At 71.0% G+C, this 19,520-nt stretch carries 13 protein-coding genes and 2 pseudogenes; 11 read left to right on the forward strand and 4 right to left on the reverse strand.

Annotated features, from left to right (window positions below; genetic code table 11):
* Positions 1 to 1,809, reverse strand: a 1,809-nt coding sequence (locus tag NP777_RS45620) for an ATP-binding cassette domain-containing protein (protein WP_256656104.1), incomplete at its 3' end; no start/stop codon positions are given.
* A gap of 224 nt (positions 1,810 to 2,033) precedes the next feature.
* Between NP777_RS45620 and NP777_RS45625 the strand changes: the two genes are divergently transcribed.
* The 9 genes from NP777_RS45625 to NP777_RS45665 all read left to right on the forward strand — a co-directional run bounded on the left by NP777_RS45625 (position 2,034) and on the right by NP777_RS45665 (position 16,083).
* Positions 2,034 to 5,234, forward strand: coding sequence for an alpha-L-rhamnosidase (locus tag NP777_RS45625; protein WP_256656105.1), 3,201 nt, complete (start codon positions 2,034 to 2,036; stop codon positions 5,232 to 5,234).
* A 30-nt stretch (positions 5,235 to 5,264) separates the two neighbouring features.
* On the forward strand, positions 5,265 to 6,425 hold the full coding sequence (gene rhaI / locus NP777_RS45630; protein WP_256656106.1) for an L-rhamnose isomerase: 1,161 nt from the start codon (positions 5,265 to 5,267) through the stop codon (positions 6,423 to 6,425).
* A gap of 542 nt (positions 6,426 to 6,967) precedes the next feature.
* Positions 6,968 to 9,007: a bifunctional aldolase/short-chain dehydrogenase gene (locus tag NP777_RS45635; protein WP_256656107.1), complete on the forward strand. Its 2,040-nt coding sequence runs from the start codon at positions 6,968 to 6,970 to the stop codon at positions 9,005 to 9,007.
* Positions 9,008 to 9,259: 252 nt separating this feature from the next.
* A complete protein-coding gene (locus NP777_RS45640) occupies positions 9,260 to 10,873 on the forward strand; it encodes a rhamnulokinase (RefSeq protein WP_256656108.1) in 1,614 nt (537 codons plus the stop codon).
* Positions 10,864 to 11,616, forward strand: coding sequence for a (Fe-S)-binding protein (locus tag NP777_RS45645; protein ID WP_256656109.1), 753 nt, complete (start codon positions 10,864 to 10,866; stop codon positions 11,614 to 11,616). Before NP777_RS45640 ends, NP777_RS45645 begins: the two co-directional genes overlap by 10 nt.
* A 29-nt stretch (positions 11,617 to 11,645) precedes the next feature.
* Positions 11,646 to 13,226, forward strand: coding sequence for a lactate utilization protein B (locus NP777_RS45650; protein ID WP_256656115.1), 1,581 nt, complete (start codon positions 11,646 to 11,648; stop codon positions 13,224 to 13,226).
* 107 nt (positions 13,227 to 13,333) lie between these two features.
* The gene (locus tag NP777_RS45655; RefSeq protein ID WP_256656116.1) at positions 13,334 to 14,002 is read left to right on the forward strand and encodes a LutC/YkgG family protein; all 669 of its coding nucleotides are present in this window, start codon (positions 13,334 to 13,336) and stop codon (positions 14,000 to 14,002) included.
* A gap of 203 nt (positions 14,003 to 14,205) precedes the next feature.
* Positions 14,206 to 14,397, forward strand: a complete 192-nt coding sequence (locus NP777_RS45660; protein WP_256656110.1) for a hypothetical protein — start codon at positions 14,206 to 14,208, stop codon at positions 14,395 to 14,397.
* Positions 14,398 to 14,481: 84 nt separating this feature from the next.
* On the forward strand, positions 14,482 to 16,083 hold the full coding sequence (locus NP777_RS45665; RefSeq protein WP_256656111.1) for a penicillin-binding transpeptidase domain-containing protein: 1,602 nt from the start codon (positions 14,482 to 14,484) through the stop codon (positions 16,081 to 16,083).
* 44 nt (positions 16,084 to 16,127) lie between these two features.
* Here NP777_RS45665 and NP777_RS45670 read toward each other — a convergent pair whose 3' ends face one another.
* The 3 genes from NP777_RS45670 to NP777_RS45680 all read right to left on the reverse strand — a co-directional run bounded on the left by NP777_RS45670 (position 16,128) and on the right by NP777_RS45680 (position 18,196).
* Entirely contained in the window at positions 16,128 to 16,490 is a 363-nt protein-coding gene (locus tag NP777_RS45670) for a DUF4180 domain-containing protein (RefSeq protein ID WP_256656112.1), read from the reverse strand.
* 362 nt (positions 16,491 to 16,852) lie between these two features.
* The gene (locus NP777_RS45675) at positions 16,853 to 17,167 is read right to left on the reverse strand and encodes a 4a-hydroxytetrahydrobiopterin dehydratase (protein ID WP_256656113.1); all 315 of its coding nucleotides are present in this window, start codon (positions 17,165 to 17,167) and stop codon (positions 16,853 to 16,855) included.
* 9 nt (positions 17,168 to 17,176) lie between these two features.
* Positions 17,177 to 18,196: a Twin-arginine translocation pathway signal gene (locus NP777_RS45680; protein WP_256656114.1), complete on the reverse strand. Its 1,020-nt coding sequence runs from the start codon at positions 18,194 to 18,196 to the stop codon at positions 17,177 to 17,179.
* A 558-nt stretch (positions 18,197 to 18,754) separates the two neighbouring features.
* Here NP777_RS45680 and NP777_RS45690 point away from each other — a divergent pair.
* Together NP777_RS45690 and NP777_RS45695 are read left to right on the forward strand one after the other, a co-directional pair.
* A pseudogene (locus NP777_RS45690) lies at positions 18,755 to 19,021 on the forward strand (IS607 family transposase); the annotation flags it as partial.
* 29 nt (positions 19,022 to 19,050) lie between these two features.
* Positions 19,051 to 19,520: pseudogene (locus tag NP777_RS45695) on the forward strand (zinc ribbon domain-containing protein); the annotation flags it as partial.

The following is a 19,520-nucleotide window of genomic DNA, read 5'->3' on the forward strand; positions in this document are numbered from 1 at the left end:
GGTGGGCCCGCCGGCGCCCGTGTCACCGGTGGCATGAGGGAGCCCACTCGCGCCGGTGGCGTGGGAGTGCCCGCTCGCACCGGTGACGCCGGTCGGCCCGCTCGCACCGGTGGGCCCGGCAGCGCCCGTGTCACCGGTGGCATGGGGATGCCCGCTCGCGCCGGGGGCATCGGTCGACCCGGCCGCGCCGGTGGGTCCGCTAGCGCCAGTGGCATCAGTGGACCCGCCCGCCCCGGCGTCGCGGGGCCCGGTCGCGGCGGCGACACCGGCCCCACCGACGACACCGGCGCCATAGGCGCCATCCGTGAGCCCGGTCGCGGCGGCCATCACGGACTCCTCGGTGGCCTCGGCGCGCGGGATCTCGGCCACCAGCCGGCCCTCGTGCATCACCAGGACCCGGTCGGCCATGCCCAGTACCTCGGGCAGATCGGAGGAGATCATCAGCACCGCGAGCCCGTCGGCGGCCAGCGACGACAGCAGCCGGTGCACTTCGGCCTTGGTGCCCACGTCGATCCCGCGCGTGGGCTCGTCCACGATGAGCACCGTGGGCTCGGTCGCCAGCCACTTGGCGAGCACGACCTTCTGCTGATTGCCGCCGGAGAGCACCCCGACGTGGTCGGCGAGGCTGCCGTACTTCAACTGGAGCCGGACCGCCCAGTCGGCCGCGCGGCCGCGCTCCAGCGCCCGCTTCACCAGCCCCGCGCGGCCCAGCCGGTCCAGTCCGGTCAGCCCGATGTTCCGCTCGATGGACATCTCCATCACCAGCCCCCGCTGGCGCCGGTCCTCGGGGACGAGCGCGAGCCCGGCGTCCATGGCGGCGGTCGGCGAACCGGGCCGCAGCACCGCCCCGCCGACCCGCACCTCGCCCGCGTCCGCCCGGTCCACGCCGAAGACGGCCTGGGCCACCTCGGTGCGCCCCGCTCCGACCAGCCCGGCGAGCGCGACGATCTCACCGCGCCGCACCTCGAAGGAGACGTCCCGGAAGACGCCCTCACGGGTCAGCCGCCGCACCGCGAGCGCGGTCTCGCCGACCCGGCTGTCCTGCTTGGGGTAAAGCTCGGCCAGGTCCCGGCCGACCATGCGGCGGACCAGGGCGTCCTGGGTGAGCCCGGCCAGCGGTTCGGAGGCCACCAATCGGCCATCCCGCAGGGTGGTGACCCGCTGGCAGAGTTCGAAGATCTCCTCCAGGCGGTGGGAGATGAACAGCACGGCGGCGCCCTCGGCGCGCAGCGTCTCGACGACCGAGAAGAGCCGGGCGGTCTCGCTCCCGGTGAGCGCCGCCGTCGGCTCGTCCATGATCAGCACCCGGGCGTCGAAGGAGAGCGCCTTGGCGATCTCGACGATCTGCTGGTCGGCGATGGACAGGCCCCTGGCGGGCCGGTCCGGGTCGAGTTCGACGCCGAGCCGCGCCATCAGGGCGGCGGTGGAGGTCCGTACGGCTTTGTGGTCGATCCGGCCGAGGGCCCGGCGGGGCTGACGGCCCATGAAGATGTTCTCGGCAATGGACAGATCGGGGAAGAGCGTCGGCTCCTGGTAGATGACGGCGGTGCCGACGTCACGGGCGTCGGCGGGGCCGTGGAAGACCACCGGCTCGCCGTCCAGCAGCACCCGGCCGGAGTCGGGCCGGTGCACCCCGGCGAGGATCTTGATGAGCGTCGACTTGCCCGCCCCGTTCTCACCGGCCAGGGCATGGGCCTCACCGGCGAAGAGCTCGAGCGAGACGTCCCGGAGGGCCCGTACGGCGCCGAAGGATTTGTTCACCCCCTCGAGGGCGAGGACCGGCACACCGGTCGAAGCAGGCTGGCTCACGGAGTCTCCTGACGCGTACGCAGGGGCAATAAATGAAATGTTTCAATGCCGGATTCCGGGAAGCTAGCCGCGCCCTATGCGGCCGTCAAGAGGGTGTGCACGGGATACGCCCACATCGTTTCAGCCCCCTTGACGCACCCTGAACCCCGGCCCTACGGTCCAGGCGCCTTGGGTTGAATCGTTTTCATCGATCGTTCCCATCCAGTCGTCCCTGGAGGAAGCCCATGATCAGCAGACGCCACCTGCTCGCCACCACCGCTGCCACCGGTACGGCCCTCACGGGTCTGCCCGCCCTCACCCCGTCCGCCGCCGCCGAGGAACGCCCCGGCGCGGGGCTGCGGGTCCGGAGCACCACGGTGGAGTACGCGCCCCACCCGCTCGGCCTCGACACCTCCCGCCCCCGGCTGAGCTGGGTCCTCGACTCGGACGCCCGCGACCAGCTGCAGAGCGCGTACCACATCCGGGTCGCCACCTCCCCCGACCGGCTCGGCGAGCCGGACGTCTGGGACAGCGGCAGGACGACATCGCGCCAGTCGGTCCTGGTCCCCTACGACGGCCCGGCCCTGCGCCCGCGCACCCGCTACCACTGGTCGGTGCGGGTCTGGGACGGCCACGGCCGCCCCTCCGCGTGGTCCGCCCCCGCCTGGTGGGAGACCGGGCTGCTCAACTCCGGCCAGTGGCAGGCCCGTTGGATCGCCGCACCCGCCGCGCTGACCGCGCCACCGTCCCTGGAGGGCGCCGCCTGGATCTGGTTCCCCGAGGGGGATCCGGCCACCGAGGCCCCGGCGGCCACCCGGTGGTTCCGTACCCCCGTCCACGCCCCGGGCACCGTCCGCCACGCCCGGCTGGTGGTGGCGGCCGACGACGGCTTCACCGCCCATGTGAACGGCACCGAGGTCGCCGCCCGCGAGGCGGTGGGCGCCCTCAAGGCATGGAGCCATCCGGTCACCGTCGACGTCACCGAATTCCTCGACGAGGGCGCCGCCACGCTCGCCGTCGCGGCCACCAACGCCGAGAAGGGCCCGGCGGGACTGCTCGCCACCCTGGAGCTCACCACCGACGACGGCACCACCCGCCACCACACGGACGCCACCTGGCACACGACGGACACCAAACCCCCCGCCACCTGGACGGACCCGGACTACGACGACAGCGGCTGGGCCACCGCCGAGAAACTGGCGGCCTGGGGCGGCGGCCCATGGGGCAGGGTGCTCCCCCTCCAGTCCCCCGCCCAGCTCCGCCGCACTTTCCGGCTCACCAAACCCGTGGCACGCGCCCGGCTCTACTCCACGGCCCTGGGCCTCTACGAAGCCCACCTCAACGGCGTCCGCGTCGGCCGCGATCAGCTCGCGCCCGGCTGGACCGACTACCGCAAGCGCGTGGCGTACCAGACCTACGACGTCACCGACGCCCTCCACCGAGGGACCAACGCCCTCGGGGTGACCCTCGCCCCCGGCTGGTACGCCGGGAACATCGCGTGGTTCGGCCAGACCCAGTACGGCGACCACCCCGCCCTGCTCGCCCAGTTGGAGGTCACGTACGCCGACGGCAGCACCGAGCGCATCACCACCGACCAGCAGTGGCGCGCGGCCACCGGCCCGCTGCTCACCGCCGACCTGCTGATGGGCGAGGAGTACGACGCCCGCAAGGAGACGCCCGGCTGGACCTCACCTGGCTTCGACGACACCGGTTGGCAGCCCGCCGTCACGGCCTCGGACATCACCGCCGAGGTGGTGGCCCAGACCGACGCCCCGACCCGGGTGGAACGCGAGATCAAACCGGTCGGGGTCACCGAACCCGCACCCGGTGTGCACCTCTTCGACCTGGGCCAGAACATGGTCGGCAGCGTCCGCCTCACGGTCTCCGGCCCGGCCGGCCACAAGGTCCGGATCCGCCACGCCGAGGTGCTGGGCCCCGACGGCACCGCCTACACGGCCAATCTGCGCACCGCCCGCCCCGTCGACACCTACACCCTCAAGGGCGGCGGCCGGGAGACCTACGAGCCACGCTTCACCTTCCACGGCTTCCGCTACGTCGAGGTCACCGGCTACCCCGGAACGCCCTCCCCCGACGCGATCACCGGCCGGGTGATGCACACCGCCGCCCCCTTCACCCTCTCGTTCCACACCGACTCGGCCATGCTCAACCAGCTGCACTCCAACATCACATGGGGCCTGCGCGGCAACTTCCTGTCCATCCCCACCGACACCCCGGCGCGGGACGAACGGCTCGGCTGGACCGGCGACATCAACGTGTTCTCCAGCACCGCCGCGTACACCATGGAGTCCGCCCGCTTCCTCACCAAGTGGCTCCAGGACCTGCGCGACGGCCAGACCGACCAGGGCTCCTTCCCCGATGTGGCACCGCACCTCGGCGACGTCGGCAACGGCGTGGCGGGCTGGGGCGACGCCGGGGTGACCGTGCCCTGGAACCTCTACCAGGCGTACGGCGACACCCGGGTGCTGCGCGAGAACTGGCCGGCCATGCGGCGCTGGATCAGCTACCTGGAACAGCACAGCACCGGCCTGCTGCGGCCCGCCGAGGGCTACGGCGACTGGCTCAGCGTCGAGGCGGACACCCCCAAGGACGTCATCGCCACCGCCTACTTCGCCCACGCAACCGACCTCGTCGCCCGCACCGCCCACGTCCTGGGCGAGGACCCGGCCCCGTACGAAGACCTCCTGACCCGCGTCAAGGCGGCCTTCAACCGCGCGTACGTCTCCGCCGACGGCAGGGTCAAGGGCGACACCCAGACCGCGTACGTCCTGGCGCTCTCCATGGACCTGCTCCCCGCGAACCTCCGCGCGCCCGCGGCCGATCGCCTCGTCGCCCTCGTCAAGGACCGCGACTGGCATCTGTCCACCGGCTTCCTCGGCACCCCCCGGCTGCTGCCGACCCTCACCGAGACCGGTCACACCGACGTCGCCTACCGCCTGCTCCACCAGCGCACCTTCCCCTCCTGGGGGTACCAGATCGACCGGGGCGCGACCACGATGTGGGAGCGCTGGGACTCGATCAAGCCGGATGGGAGCTTCCAGGACGTCGGGATGAACTCGTTCAACCACTACGCCTACGGCTCGGTCGGCGAGTGGATGTACCAGAACATCACCGGGATCGCCCCGGCCGCCCCCGGCTTCCGCGAGATCCTCATCCGGCCCCGCCCCGGCGGCGAGGTGCGCTCCGCCGAGGGCCGCTACGACTCCCTCTACGGCCCCGTCACCACCCGCTGGTCCCAGGGCGAGGACTTCACCCTCACGGTGTCCATCCCCGTCAACACCACGGCCCAGATCTGGGTCCCGGCACACCGCGCGGCGGACGTGACCGCTCGCGGCACCCGCCCGCTGCGCATGGCGGACGGCTGCGCGGTGTTCGCCGTGGGGTCGGGGACCCACCACTTCTTGACGCGTGGCCGACCGCGCGGCTAGGTTTCTTGAATCGTTTCATGAAGGAGATTCATGTCTGACGTTCCAGCCGTGAAGGCGGCCCTCAAGAGCCAGGCGGTCGAGACGCCGTCATGGGCGTACGGCAACTCCGGAACCCGCTTCAAGGTGTTCGCCCAGCCCGGCGTCCCGCGCACCCCCCAGGAGAAGCTGGACGACGCCGCCCAGGTGCACGCCGTCACCGGGGTCGCCCCCACGGTCGCCCTGCACATCCCCTGGGACCGGGTCGAGGACTACGGGGCGCTCGCCAAGTACGCGGAGGAACGCGGCCTGAAGCTGGGCGCCATCAACTCCAACGTCTTCCAGGACGACGACTACAAGCTGGGCTCGGTCACCCACCCCGACCCGGCGGTCCGCCGCAAGGCGCTGGGCCACCTCCTGGAGTGCGTCGACATCATGGATGCCACGGGCTCCCGCGACCTCAAGCTCTGGTTCTCCGACGGCACCAACTACCCCGGCCAGGACGACATCGCGGCCCGCCAGGACCGCCTCGCCGAGGCGCTGAGCGCGGTCTACGAGCGCCTCGGCGAGGACCAACGGATGCTGCTGGAGTACAAGTTCTTCGAGCCCGCCTTCTACACCACGGACGTCCCCGACTGGGGCACCGCCTACGCCCACTGCCTCAAGCTGGGCCCCAGGGCCCAGGTCTGCGTGGACACCGGCCACCACGCGCCCGGCACCAACATCGAGTTCATCGTCGCGCTGCTGCTGCGCGAGAAGAAGCTCGGCGCCTTCGACTTCAACTCCCGCTTCTACGCGGACGACGACCTGATGGTCGGCGCCGCCGACCCCTTCCAGCTCTTCCGGATCATGTACGAGGTGGTCAGGGGCGGCGGGCTGACCTCGGGGGTCGCCTTCATGCTCGACCAGTGCCACAACATCGAGCCCAAGATCCCGGCGATCATACGCTCGGTGATGAACGTCCAGGAGGCCACGGCCAAGGCCCTCCTGGTCGACCGCGACGCGCTCGCCGTGGCCCAGCGCGAGGGCGATGTGCTGGGTGCCAACGCGGTCCTGATGGACGCGTACAACACCGACGTACGGCCGCTGCTGGCCGAGGTCCGCGAGGAACTGGGCATCGCCCCCGACCCGATGGCGGCGTACCGGGCCTCGGGGTGGGCGGATCGGATCGCGGCGGAGCGGGTGGGGGGAGAGCAGGCGGGGTGGGGTGCGTAGCCCCCACTCCGCCCCTCCCCGAACCCGGGGGCGCGGCCCCCGGCCCCCCTCCTGGGGGCTCCGCCCCAGACCCGTCGGGGCTCCGCCCCGGCCCCCTTGGGGGCCGCGCCCCGGCCTCGCTGGGGCTCCGCCCCCCGACCCCCGCTCCGCCTTGGCCCCCGGGGTCCTGTCCCGGACCTCCTGGGGCTCCACCCCGGATCCCGGGGCACTGCCCCGGACCCACTGGGGCCCCGCCCTCAACCCACGGGGCTCCGCCCCAACCCACTCGCCCTGCCTCCAGGCACCCGGGGCTCCGCCCCGGCCCCCGGCCCAGCTCCGGAGACCGCCTCGGAGCTCCGCCCCCAATCCACTCGCCCCGCCTCAACTCCCCCGGGGCTCCGCCCCAACCCCCAAAGTCCTGCCTGGAGCTCGAGGCCCAGCCCCGGGACCCCGCCGGGCCGCACCCCGGGGCCTTCACTCTCGCCACCTGATCCCATCGGGCGCACCCATGTGGGGCGTGCCTCGCATAACCACCTCAGACTGGTCCACACACAGAGGACGACATGACCGCAGAACCGCATCCCGAGGCGGGCGCGCTGTTGGGGCGCTCGCATCGGTTGGGCGCTGATCCGCGCAATACCAACTACGCGGGGGGCAACACCTCCGCCAAGGGCACCGCGACCGATCCCGTCACGGGCCAGGACGTCGAGCTGATGTGGGTCAAGGGCTCCGGTGGCGATCTGGGCACCCTCACTCACTCCGGGCTCGCCGCGCTCCGGCTGGACCGTCTTCGCGCGCTCACCGGTGTCTACCCCGGGGTGGACCGCGAGGACGAGATGGTCGCGGCCTTCGACTACTGCCTGCACGGCAAGGGCGGGGCCGCGCCCTCCATCGACACCGCCATGCACGGCCTGGTGGACGCCGCCCACGTCGACCACCTCCACCCCGACTCCGGTATCGCCCTCGCCTGCGCGGCCGACGGCGAGGCGCTCACCAAGGAGTGTTTCGGCAACCAGGTCGTCTGGGTGCCCTGGCGCCGCCCCGGCTTCCAGTTGGGCCTGGACATCGCCGCCATCAAGAAGGCCAACCCCCAGGCCATCGGCTGCATCCTCGGCGGCCACGGCATCACCGCCTGGGGCGACACCTCCGACGCGTGCGAGGCGAACTCGCTCCGCGTCATCCGCACCGCCGAGGAGTTCCTCGCCGAACGCGGCAAGGCGGACCCGTTCGGCTCCGTCGTCCACCCCACCCTCCCCGAGTCCGAGCGCCGCGCCCGTGCGGCCGCCCTCGCCCCGGTGATCCGGGGCCTGGCCTCCACGGACCGCCCCCAGGTGGGCCACTTCACGGACAGCGACACCGTCCTGGACTTCGTCTCCCGCGCCGAACACCCCCGCCTGGCGGCCCTCGGCACCTCCTGCCCGGACCACTTCCTCCGCACCAAGGTCCGCCCCCTCGTCCTGGACCTCCCCCCGAACGCCCCCCTCGACGAGACGATCGACCGCCTCAAGGAACTCCACGCCGCGTACCGCACCGACTACGCGGCCTACTACGACCGCCACGCCACCCCCGACTCCCCGCCCATGCGCGGCGCGGATCCGGCGATCGTGCTGATCCCCGGAGTCGGGATGTTCAGCTACGGCAAGGACAAGCAAACGGCCCGCGTGGCAGGCGAGTTCTACGTCAACGCCATCAACGTCATGCGCGGCGCCGAGGCGGTCTCCACCTACTCCCCCATCGAGGAGTCGGAGAAGTTCCGCATCGAGTACTGGGCGCTCGAAGAGGCCAAGCTCCAGCGCATGCCCAAGCCGAAGCCCCTCGCCACCCGTATCGCCCTGGTGTCCGGCGCCGGGTCCGGCATCGGCAAGGCGATCGCCCAGCGCCTCGTGGCCGAGGGCGCATGCGTCGTCGTCGCGGACATCAACACGGAATCAGCGCAAGCCGTGGCGCAAGAGCTCGGCGGCCCGGACAAGGCCACGGCCGTCGCCGTGGACGTCACCTCGGAAGAGCAGATCAAGGCGGCGTTCCATCAGGCGGCGCTGGACTTCGGCGGCGTGGACATTCTCATCAACAACGCCGGGATCAGCATCTCCAAGCCCCTGCTCGAAACGACCACCGCCGACTGGGACCTCCAGCACGACATCATGGCGCGAGGCAGTTTCCTCGCCTCCCGAGAAGCAGCCCGCGTATTCACAGCCCAGAACATGGGCGGCGACATCGTCTACATCACGTCCAAGAACGCCGTATTCGCGGGCCCGAACAACATCGCCTACTCCGCGACCAAGGCCGACCAGGCCCACCAAGTCCGCCTCCTGGCAGCGGAATTGGGCGAGCACGGCATCCGCGTCAACGGCGTGAACCCCGACGGCGTCGTCCAAGGCTCCGGCATCTTCGCGGGCGGCTGGGGCGCACAACGCGCGGCCGTGTACGGCGTCCCCGAGGAGAAGCTGGGCGAGTTCTACGCCCAACGCACCCTGCTCAAGCGCGAAGTACTCCCCTCCCACGTGGCGAACGCCGTCTTCGCCCTCGTCGGCGGCGACCTGACCCACACCACGGGTCTGCACGTCCCGGTCGACGCCGGTGTCGCGGCGGCGTTCCTGCGCTGACACGCGCGTGAGGGGGACGGGGTCGGAGGGGTGGGGTCCTGGACACTCGGGGTTCCCCATGCCGAAGGCCAGGGGCGTATTTGTGGCGCCTATCTCCGACCAACCCCACGCTCAACGTCCGTCGGCGCCGTAAATATACGGTCCAGGGCCCCGCCCCGGAGGCCCCGGCCCCCGCCCGATACGAACCAGGGCAACCACCACGCACTCCCACCCACGCACCCCACCACCCACGCACCCCACCACGAGGTCCACGTGCCCACCACAGAACACCGCTTCGCCGCCGTAGACCTCGGTGCGTCCAGCGGCCGCGTCATCGTCGGGGAGGTCGCCCCCGAACGGCTGACCCTCCACGAAGCGCACCGCTTCCCCAACCAACCAACCCGCCTCCTGGGCACCCTGCACTGGGACATCCTGTCGCTCTACCAGGGCGTACTCGACGGGCTGACGGCAGCCGCAGCACAAACCACCGGCAATACCACCCTGACCAGCATCGGCATCGACACCTGGGCCGTGGACTACGGCCTGCTCGCCGCCGACGGCACCCTGCTCGCCAACCCCGTCCACTACCGCGACACCCGCACCACCGGCGCCGCCGAAAAGGTCGCGGCCGTGCTCCCGCCCCAAGCCCTCTACGCCGCCACCGGCATCCAGCACCTCCCCTTCAACACCATCTACCAGCTCATCGCGGCGCAGGGCACTCCCGCCCTCACCGCCGCCCACCGCCTCCTCCTCATCCCCGACCTCATCTCGTACTGGCTGACCGGCGAGCCCGGCACCGAACTGACCAACGCCTCCACCACCCAGCTCATCGACCCCCGCACCCGCGACTGGGCCACCCCGGTGGCAGAGGCCCTGGGCATCGACCTGTCCCTCTTCCCGCCCCTGCGCCACCCGGGCGACCCCGCCGGAACCCTGCGCCAGGACGTTCTCACCGAGGCGGGCCTCACCCACCCCCTCCCCGTCACCGCCGTCGGCTCGCACGACACCGCGTCCGCCGTCGTCGGCGTCCCGGCCACCACGCCCGACTTCGCGTACATCGCCACCGGCACCTGGTCCCTGGCCGGGCTCGAGCTGGACGCACCGGTACTCACGGAGGAGAGCCGCGCCGCCAACTTCACCAATGAGCTGGGTGTGGACGGCACGGTCCGCTATCTGCGCAACATCATGGGCCTGTGGATGCTCCAGGAGTGCGTCCGCACCTGGAACACCGAAGCCACCCCCACAAGCAGCACAAGCAGCACAAGCACCACAAGCAGCACAGACCTCACCGCCCTACTCCAAGCCGCCGCCCAAACCACCCCGCTCCGCTCAGTCGTGGACGCCGGCGACCCCGCCTTCATCGCCCCCCACCACATGCCCGACCGCATCGCCGACGCCTGCCGCCGCACCGGCCAGCCCATCCCCCGCACCCCCGCCGAGACCACCCGCTGCGTCCTGGACTCCCTCGCCCTGGCCCACCGCCGCGCGATCGAGGACGCCACCCGGCTGTCCGGCCGTACGGTCAGCGCCGTGCACATCGTCGGCGGCGGTGTGCACAACACGCTGTTGTGCCAGCTCACCGCCGACGCCTGCGGCCTCCCCGTGATCGCGGGCCCGGCCGAGGCGGCGGCCCTCGGAAACGTACTGGTCCAGGCTCGGACGGCCGGAGTGATCAACGGTGGGCTGCCCGAGTTGCGCGCCCTGCTTCACAGCACCCAGCCACTGAGGCAGTATGAGCCCACAGGTGATCATTCGGCGTGGGACCGGGCAGCCGCCCGGCTCGGAGACCCACAGGTCACAAGGGCCGCCACCGGCCAGGGAAAGGCCGCCACCGGCCGAGGCAAGGCCGCCACCGGTCAGGGCGACAAGGAGGAACCGTGCGCGTAGCGCTCTTCATCACCTGCGTCAACGACACCCTCTATCCGCGCACCGGCCAAGCCGTGGTCACGCTCCTCGAGCGACTCGGCGTGGAAGTCGGCTTCCCGGAGGCGCAGAGTTGCTGCGGGCAGCCGCAGTTCAACACCGGCTACCGCCATGAGACCGAACCGCTGATGCGCCGCTACGCCACGGCGTTCCGCGACTACGAATACGTGGTGACCCCCTCGGGGTCATGCGCGGCGATGGTGCGGGACAACTACCCCCGGATGGGCGCGAAGGCCGCCGCCGAGGGGCGGGGCCAGGACCTCGCGGACGCGGCGGCCGAGGCGGTCCCCAAGACGTACGAGCTCACCGAATTCCTCACGGACGTCCTGAAGGTCACCGATGTCGGCGCGTACTACCCGCACACCGTGACCTACCACCCCACCTGCCACGGGCTGCGGATGCTGAAACTCGGCGACCGCCCGCGCTCGCTCCTCGCCGCGGTGAAGGGGCTGAACCTGGTGGAGCTGCCGGGCGCCGAGGAGTGCTGCGGCTTCGGCGGTACGTTCGCCGTCAAGAACGCGGCGGTATCGGCGGCCATGGGGGCGGACAAGGCGCGCAACATCACGGCGACCGGCGCCGAGGCGGTGTGCACGCTCGACAACTCCTGCCAGCTGCACATCGGCGGCACACTCGCCCGCCAGGGCTCCACGGTCCGCCCCGTCCACCTCGCCGAGATCCTGGCCAGCACGGAAGGAGACGTCTGGTGAGCGGAACCCATCAGGCCACCTACCTGGGCATGCCCGCCTTCCCGCAGGCGGCCGACGCCTCGACCCGGAACACCCAACTGCGCGCCAACCTCCGCCACGCCACCCACACCATCCGTGCCAAGCGCGCCACGGCCGTGGCCGAACTGGACGACTGGTCGCGGCTGCGCGCCGCGGGCGCGGCCATCAAGGACCGTACGCTGCGCCATCTCGACCAGTATCTGGAGCAGCTGGAGAGCGCGGTCACGGCGGCCGGCGGCCAGGTCCACTGGGCGGCGGACGCGGACGAGGCGAACCGGATCGTCACCGAGCTGGTACGGGCCACGGGCGAGCGCGAGGTCGTCAAGGTCAAGTCGATGGCCACGCAGGAGATCGGCCTGAACGGCGCCCTCGCCACGGCCGGGATCACCGCGTACGAGACCGATCTCGCCGAGCTGATCGTGCAGCTCGGCGACGACCTCCCGTCGCACATCCTGGTCCCGGCGATCCACCGCAACCGGGGCGAGATCCGCGACATCTTCACGGAGAAGATGGCCCAGTGGGGCCGCCCGGCCCCGGAGGGGCTGACCGACGCGCCCGCCGATCTCGCCGAGGCCGCGCGGCTCCACCTCCGCGAGAAGTTCCTGAACGCCAAGGTGGGGATCTCCGGCGCCAATTTCATGGTCGCGGAGACCGGCACGCTCGTGGTCGTGGAGTCCGAGGGCAACGGCCGGATGTGTCTGACCCTCCCCGAGACGCTGATCTCCGTCGTCGGCATCGAGAAGGTGGTCCCCACCTTCCAGGACCTGGAGGTCTTCCTCCAGCTCCTGCCCCGCTCCTCGACCGCCGAGCGGATGAACCCGTACACCTCCACCTGGACCGGCACCACGGACGCCGACGGCCCGCGCGCCTTCCATCTCGTCCTCCTCGACAACGGCCGCACCGACACCCTCGCGGACACCGTGGGACGGCAGGCGCTGCGCTGCATCCGCTGCTCGGCGTGTCTCAATGTGTGCCCGGTGTACGAGCGGGCGGGCGGCCATGCGTACGGATCGGCGTACCCGGGCCCGATCGGCGCGATCCTCACCCCCCAACTGCGGGGCACCCAGAGCGAACTGGACGCCTCGCTCCCGTACGCCTCGTCCCTGTGCGGGGCGTGCTACGAGGTGTGCCCGGTCGCCATCGACATCCCGGAGATCCTGGTCCACCTGCGCGAGCGGGTGGTCGAGGGCGGCCCCGCCTCCGTCCGTGGCACCCGTACGGTCATCAAGCCCGCCAAGGGCCACGCCGCCGAGCGCGCCGCGATGCGCGCCGCCCGCTGGGCCCTGGACCACCCCGGGCTGCTGCGCACCGGCCAGCGGCTGGCCGCCCGCACCCGCCGCTTCCATCCGCGGCGGCTGCCCGGTCCGGGGCGGGCGTGGAGCGATACGCGGGAGCTGCCGAAGGTGCCGGAGGAGTCGTTCCGCGACTGGTGGCAGCGCACCCGGGGCCGGAGCGCCACCGGGAGCCGCACCGAGGGAGACACCGGGCGCCGCACCGAGGGAAGCACGGGGGGAAGCACCGGGAGCCGCACCCAGGGAAGCACCGAGAAAAGCACCGGGAGCCGCACCGAGGGAAGGAAGGACACCACATGACCCCGCGAGACCCCGGCTCCCAGCACCCCGGCGCGCACGAGCCCACCACCCGGAACCCCGCCGCCCAAACCCCAAGCGCCCGGGGCCAGGACTCGCGCGCCCTGGTCATGGCCCGCATCCGCCGCGCCCTGGCCGATGTGCCGCGCGCCGAGACACCCGGCGAGGTGCCGGTCGAGCGCACCTACCACCGCGTCCACGGCGACCGCACCGCCGACCGGACCGCGGACCTCCTCGCGGAGAACCTGGCCGACTACCGGGCGATCGTCCACCGCGCCGACACTCCGGCGTCCCTCGACGCCCCGTCGTCCCTCCCGGCCCTGATCGCCCGCCTCCTCGCCGAGCGCGGCGCGACCAGCGTGGCCGTGCCCCCGGGCCTCCCCGACTCCTGGCTGTCCGCCGTCCCGGACGCGGTACGCCGGGTTCCGGACACGGCGGAGCTGACCCCGCACGACCTGGACGCGGTCTCCAGCGTGGTGACGGGCTGTGCGGTGGCCATCGCCGAGACGGGCACCGTGGTCCTGGACGCCGGCCCCGACCAGGGCCGCCGCCGCATCACCCTGGTGCCCGACCACCACATCTGCGTGATCCGCGTCACCGACCAGGTCGTGGGCTCCGTCCCCGAAGCGCTTGAACGCCTCGACCCGGCGCGCCCGTTGACCTGGATCTCGGGACCGTCCGCGACCAGCGACATCGAACTCGACCGCGTCGAAGGCGTCCATGGCCCCCGCACCCTCGAAGTGATCCTCACCGGACCGGAGTCCGCAGGTCAGAGCTGATGGAACGCCAGGGGAGGAGCGCAGGGGAGGAACGCAGGGGAGCCCAGGAGGCATACCCCTACCGTGGCGGGGCATATGCCATGGGGACATGGAGGGGAACACCTGCGCGGGGGATGCGGTCTTCCTCACATACCGCCGGTAACACCGCTGTTGGGCGGTTTACGCCGATGCCATTGTCGGTAGGGGCCTCTACTCTTATGGTCATGCGTCCGACTCCTACTCACCAACCCGCCTTACTGACCAGCCCCGCCACCGACCAGGCCAACGAGGCGATACGCGTCTTTCTGCGGGCCAGGGCAGGCCGGGCACTGCGGCCTTCGGAACGGGCCGAGTACAGCCGGTTGCTGAACGTCTACACCCGGGCGCTGCGCGGCGAGGTGGAGAAGGCCGCCTGAGCGGCTCGGGGGCGAAGCGCACAGCGGCCCGCGCCACCCACGGAGGTGAAAGCGGCCGACCACAGGTGAAAATCGGGGGGCGCCATGCGGGCGGTGGGCAAGGTCGTCTTAGGAGCGCTGTCAGTGGGGCTCCTGGGGATCGCCGGCTACGGCGGATACAACCTCTACTCGGGTGTGACCGGCGGCGACACCACCGCGGCCCATGACGGCCCGGTGACCGGGGACGAGACCCGGCGGACCGCGGGGGAATTCCTGGACGCCTGGGCGGACGGCAATGACATGCTCGCGTCCGGGCTCACCAACGACGCCGAGTCGGCCATCGGCGCCCTCAGCGGCTATCGCGACGACGGGCATGTGAAGAAGGTGACGACCATCCCGGGCACGGCGCGGGGCACCACGGTCCCGTTCACCGTCAAGGCCGAGGTGGTCTTCGGAAAGGCCCGGTCCAGCTGGACCTACACATCACGGCTGACCGTGGTGCGCGGCCGGACGACCAAGAAGCCGCTGGTCGACTGGAAGCCCTCCGTCCTCCACCCCGAGCTGGCCACCGGCGAGTCCGTACGGACGGACCTGGCGGACAACCCGCCGGTCCGGGTGCTGGACCGGGACGGCAAGGAACTGCGGCAGGGCCGCTATCCCTCGCTCGACCCGGTGCTGATCGCGCTGCGCGCGAGATACGGGGTGGACGCGGGTGGCAAGCCCCGCGTGGAGGTCTCGGCGGTCAAGCCCGACGGAACCGCCGGGGCCACGCTGCATGTGGTGACGAAGGGCACCCCGGGCACACTGCGCACCACCCTCGACGCCGGGGTGCAGAAGGGCGCGGAGAAGGCGGTGGCCACGCGCGACGGCGCCTCCGTGGTGGCGCTCAAGCCCAGCACCGGGGAGATCCTGGCGGTGGCCAACTCCGACCAGGCCGAGTTCAACGCCGCGTTGCAGGGGCAGACGGCCCCGGGGTCCACGTTCAAGATAGTCACCGCGGCCACTCTGCTGGAGTCGGGCAAGGTCAGGCCGAGCCGCCCGGTGCCGTGCCCGAAGACGGCCGCGTACGCACAGGGCATGACGTTCCACAACGTCGAGGACAGCGAGAACCCCGCCGCCACCTTCGCCCAGGACTTCGCGGCGTCCTGCAACACCGCGTTCGTCTCGCTCGCCGGGGCCGTGCCCGACGGCGCGTTGGCCCATGAGGCACGGACCGTGTTCGGGCTCGGGCTGAACTGGCGGGTGGGGGTCACCACCTTCGACGGCGAGGTGCCGAACGGAAGCGGCGACGACAAGGCCGCGGCCATGATCGGCCAGGGCACGGTCCAGATGAACCCGCTCACCATCGCCTCGGTCGCGGCCACCGCCCAGACGGGCACCTTCAAACAGCCCGTCCTCGTGCCGCGCTCCGTCGACCACCGGGAGATCGCCACCAGCGACCGCAGCCTCGGCCCGGCCACCGTCGCGCAGCTGAAGGCCATGATGCGGCTGACCGCGACCAGCGGCACCGCCGCTCGGGCGATGTCCGGGCTCACCGGCGACATCGGGGCCAAGACGGGTTCGGCCGAGATCGACGGCCAGCCCGAGACCAACGCCTGGTTCACCGCCTACCGTAACGATGTGGCGGCCGCCGCCGTGGTCACCGGCGGCGGGCACGGCGGGGATGCCGCCGGGCCCGTCGTCCGCACGGTGCTCGAATCGGACTGAGACACCCAGCCCCCTCAGCCCTTCAGCCCCTCCCGCAGCCCCCCTCAGCCCTTCAGCCGCTCCCGCAGCTCCTCGACATCCGCCAGGAACCACGTCTGCCGTCCCCGATTGCACTCGCGGACGAAGTCCCGCAGCGCCGAACTGCCCTCCGTATGACGGGAGATGTCGCCGAGGACCACCAGGCCCATGGCGTATTGCACGAACTTCTGGATGATGTCCCCGGCCACCCGCGTGCTCAGCCGGAAGAACGCCTCGTCGAACCGCCCGACCGGGATGACGACCCACTGGGCGCCCTGGTATCCGGCGTTGCCGATGAGATCCAGAGCGTCGCGTTCGGCGCCGATGGCCTCGCCCTCGGGGGCACACATCAGGACGGGGACGCCATGGATCGTCTGCAGGTCGCTCACGCCTCCAAGCCTATGGGCGCGCATGGACACGGTCGACGGCATTACGGCGTCCCGGCCCCGCCGATGCCCTCCCCAAACCCGTTCCGGGCGCCCTACGTGCGCGGTGTCGCTCTTCGATGTTGGCGGAGGCGCGAGCCTCAAGGGCGCGAGCGTGCAAGGCTCAGGGCACATGGAGTTGGCCCTGAGCCTCGCGCCGGAAGCGGGAATCCTGTTCGAGTAGCATCCTCATGCCCCGACAAACGCCGCGCGAAGCGAAACCGTGTATGGGAGACCAACGAGTCCACTCGCAGCGATGCCGCATGGGCATCAGCGGGACGGCCACCGGAGGTGCACAGCCACGTAACAGCGTTGCAGCTGGAGTGCTAGGAAACCGTTTTTGCTCCGTGTGCGGCCGCTACGCGCTCGATCTCTGCCACCAGTTTGAAGTCCAGCGGCGTGATTACCGCGCCGACGCTGTATGTCGTGATGCTGAAGTGCAGCCGCTCCCATCGGATGTCGATGTCCGGGTGGTGCTGAAGTTTCTGCGCGGCCTCGGCCACCTCGTTGATGACCTTGACGCTCGTGTAGTAGTCGAGCTGGTAAGTCTTGCCGATCCGGCTCGTGTCTCCGGACCAGCCTTCCCAGCGTTCCAGATGCGTCTGGACTTCTTCTGCTGTCAGCGGGTCTCGTTCTGCCATGTGGTGCCTCTACCCTCGGCGAGCGGTTGGCAGCCCGATGCCGTCGAACAGCGCCCGCACCTTTTGGCCCTGCGGTGCGAGATGCCACGGCGCCAGGCGTTTCCAGGCGGTCGTCAATTCCCTGCGCAGCCGTGCGGACTCAACCTCTTCCGCTACGTGTACCGCGGCCTCCAGGGCTGCTACCGCCTCGTCCGGGCGCCTGCTGTCTGCCAGCGCGGCCGCCTGACGGGCGGCGAAGACACCGGAGTTCCGCCACTCCGCAGAGGGCATGACCTGGTCCCACAGCCGAACGGCTTCGGCGCCGAGCTGCATTCGGCTGTAGCAGGTGGCTCGCTGGATCTCCAGGTAGAGCGGGGTTCTGGTCGCGACGCCCCATGGCTGATCGTCATCGATTCGATCAATGAGTCGGCTGGCTCGATCGAGTAGCTGGTCGCAGGCTCTGCGGTCGCCGACCAGGGCGTGTCCATGTGCTGCCTGCTGAAGTGCCTGGACCTTGACCTTGGCGCACAGCCGCTTCTCATCAGCCAGGGCCGCACTGGCCATCTCGACGGTTGTGGGGCCGTCACCGAGGTCCATGTCCACCATGGCGCGGTTGGCCAGCGCATGGGCCACGAGCTGTTTGTCGTGAGCGCGGTGGGCCAGCTCCAGCGTGCGGGTGCCCCAGGCTGATGCCTGATCGAGCTGACCAGCATCCTGGTAGAGCCAGGTGATCAGTCCGGTGAAAGCCGCCGCCGTCTGCCATAGCCGCCTGCGGAGGTCGCCGCGACTGTTGGTCGCCAGGTGCGCGACGATCTGGAATTGCGCGGCTGCGGTCGGGATCAACCGGCGCGGGCGCTGTGCCGCGTCGGCTCGCCAGAGGTCATCGAGCTGGCGCCGGAAGTACGCCACAGCCTCGGGGGGCACGGCCTTGGAGCCGGGACCTCCGGATGGGATGACGGACAGCGCGAGGCCACTGCTGTCCGTGAGGAAAGTGCGCCGGTCGATCATCATGCCGAGGTCCTGTTCGAGCTGGGCCAGCGCGTCGGCCAATGCCAGCGAGGCCGGGGCGGGAGCGCCCGTCAGCCAACCACGCGCTACGTCTGCCCAGGATGCGCGCCCCGGCCCCCAGACCGGGATCACGCTCCGGAGAGCGTCTCCGCCGGGCGGCCGGCGGCTCGGCGCGAGCGACAGCACACCGAATGACGGCCCATCGAACAGACGAGGCGGATCGCCGGCTTCCGCTCCCCGTGCGGCTGAGGGCTCCGCCTTGTCCGGACGGCCGGGAGCGAGCATCGGAACGCCCCGGGACGCGCACGGAAATCGCGTCCCGGGGGCCTCGTGGGAATGACTACGCCATCGGCGTGCACCAGAGTTCTCTGGCACTCTGACCTTGCGGTCGGGGCCCTTGCCGCGCGCAGTTGGCCGTTGGCCTTCTTGTCCATCCGCACCTGTTTCTTCTGCAACGGCCGTATCGATCGCGCCACTTGTCCCGGACTTCGTGTTCCTCAAGCGCTGGCTGGTGCAATGTGCGGCACAGACCGGTATCAAGGGCTGACCGAGGAGTATGACATCCTGATTCTTGCCTACTGCTGTCCAGGGTTACGTATGATGGTCGGTATGTACCGGATCAGCGAGTTCGCGGAGCGTATCGGCCGTTCCCCTTCCACCGTTCGCAGGTGGGAGCGGGAGGGCCGCATCGTGGTGCGTCGTACCGCATCCGGTCAGCGGTACTTCAACGACGCCGATGTGCGGCGGGTGTTGCAGCCGGGCTTCGACGAGGCAGCGCGCAAGACGGTCGTGTACTGCCGAGTGTCCTCACCTGGGCAGAAGGACGATCTCGCCTCCCAGATCACGGCGATGGAGGAGTTCTGCCGGCGGTCCGTCGCGCCGTAGCCAAGCTGAAGGTGACCGAGGCGGAGAAGACGCGCCTGTTCACGCTGCTGAAGCGTGACCAGTGGACGCAGGATGCGTACCTGTCCCGGATGATGCGCAAGCACTGGCGACGTGGGCGGAACAAGACCATCAATCAGATCGTGGTCCGCTCCGACCAGTACCGCACCTTCACCCTCGCCGAGGGCGGCAACATATGGATTGCGGTGCCCGGCCTGGAGCGGCGGCAGCTCGTCACGATCCCGCTGAACACCACGGTCGCCCCCACAGGAACGCTCCGGATGATCCTCCGCAACGGCCGCGTCGAGGTGCACTACGCCATCGACGCCGAGACGATGCCCTCCTCCAAGCGTCCCTGCGGCAGCCGGAAAATCGGCGTGGACAAGGGATACACCGAAGTCCTCACCGACTCCGACGGTAAGCACCACGGCCCCGAGCTGGGGCAACTGCTGTCCTCTGAGTCCGACCACCGCAAGGCCAAGGA

The sequence above is a fragment of the Streptomyces rugosispiralis genome (assembly GCF_024505145.1).
In the GTDB taxonomy this organism is placed as follows: Bacteria; Actinomycetota; Actinomycetes; order Streptomycetales; family Streptomycetaceae; genus Streptomyces; species Streptomyces rugosispiralis.

Coding starts and splice junctions, on each gene's coding strand:
- NP777_RS45655 (WP_256656116.1), top strand. CDS start 13,334: ATGGCCCGCATCCGCCGCGCCCTGGCCGATGTGCCGCGCGCCGAGACA.
- NP777_RS45660 (WP_256656110.1), top strand. CDS start 14,206: ATGCGTCCGACTCCTACTCACCAACCCGCCTTACTGACCAGCCCCGCC.
- rhaI (WP_256656106.1), top strand. CDS start 5,265: ATGTCTGACGTTCCAGCCGTGAAGGCGGCCCTCAAGAGCCAGGCGGTC.
- NP777_RS45650 (WP_256656115.1), top strand. CDS start 11,646: ATGCCCGCCTTCCCGCAGGCGGCCGACGCCTCGACCCGGAACACCCAA.
- NP777_RS45665 (WP_256656111.1), top strand. CDS start 14,482: ATGCGGGCGGTGGGCAAGGTCGTCTTAGGAGCGCTGTCAGTGGGGCTC.
- NP777_RS45675 (WP_256656113.1), bottom strand. CDS start 17,167: ATGGCAGAACGAGACCCGCTGACAGCAGAAGAAGTCCAGACGCATCTG.
- NP777_RS45635 (WP_256656107.1), top strand. CDS start 6,968: ATGACCGCAGAACCGCATCCCGAGGCGGGCGCGCTGTTGGGGCGCTCG.
- NP777_RS45625 (WP_256656105.1), top strand. CDS start 2,034: ATGATCAGCAGACGCCACCTGCTCGCCACCACCGCTGCCACCGGTACG.